Raw genomic sequence first — 1,051 nt, forward strand, 5'->3', positions numbered from 1 at the left:
GGCGGCCCTCAAGCGGCACGCCCACCGGCCCATCGTCCACCTGGGCGATGTCACGCTCACGGGGGCGGAGACCGCCGACCGGATCTCGCAGTACATCCAGGCCTTCGAGTCCCTCGGGGCCGGCCGCGGTACGCCGGGCGCACTCCTCGCGCTCAACCGGCCCGAGGTGCTCTTCATCCTCGGCGCGGGCCAGACGCAGGGCTTCCAGCGCACGTCACTGCACCCGCTGGGCTCTGCCGACGACCACGCCTACGTCATCAACGACGCGGGCATCACCACGCTGGTCATCGACCCGTACTTCGCTGGCCGAGCCGTGGAGCTGCTCGGCAAGTGCCCCGGGCTCAAGCAGGTCCTCACCATCGGGCCGGTGCCTGCGGAGCTCGCTGAGGTCGGCACCGACCTGAACGAGGTCGCCGCCTCGTTCACGCCGCAGCCCGTCCAGGCCGCGGTGCTCGAACCCGACCACATCACGTCGATCACCTACACGGGCGGCACGACCGGCAAGCCCAAGGGCGTCATCGGCACCGTGCGTGCGTTCTCGACCATGGCGCAGATCCAGATGGCCGAGTGGGAGTGGCCGGCCGAGCCGCGCTTCCTGATGTGCACGCCGCTCTCCCACGCCGGCGCGGCGTTCTTCGTCCCGGTGGTGCTCCAGGGCGGCACGCTGTTCGTGTCCTCACGGTTCGACCCGGCAGAGGTGCTGGCGACCATCGAGGAGAAGAAGATCAACTCCCTGATGCTCGTGCCGACGATGCTCTACGCGTTGATGGACCACCCGGACTCGCGCACCCGCGACCTGTCCTCGCTCGAGACCGTCTACTACGGGGCGTCCGCCATCAACCCGGTCCGCCTCAAGGAGGCCATCGAGCGCTTCGGCCCGATCTTCGCCCAGTACTACGGGCAGTCCGAGGCGCCGATGGTGATCACCTACTTCCCCAAGGGCGACCACGTGGACGCCGACGGCAAGCCGGCCGAGGAGCGCCTGACGTCCTGCGGGCGCCCGTCGGCGTACCTCCGGACAGCCTTGCTGGGCGAGGACGGCAACCCGGTG

1 protein-coding gene is annotated in these 1,051 nt (G+C 69.8%); it reads left to right on the forward strand.

Features of this window, described 5'->3' with window-relative positions; genetic code table 11:
• Positions 1–1,051: AMP-binding protein (locus ACOADB_RS25770; protein ID WP_378605660.1), on the forward strand; the 1,051-nt coding region annotated here is incomplete at both ends.

Source organism: Nocardioides sp. CPCC 206348 (assembly GCF_048654705.1).
Taxonomy (GTDB): Bacteria; Actinomycetota; Actinomycetes; order Propionibacteriales; family Nocardioidaceae; genus Nocardioides.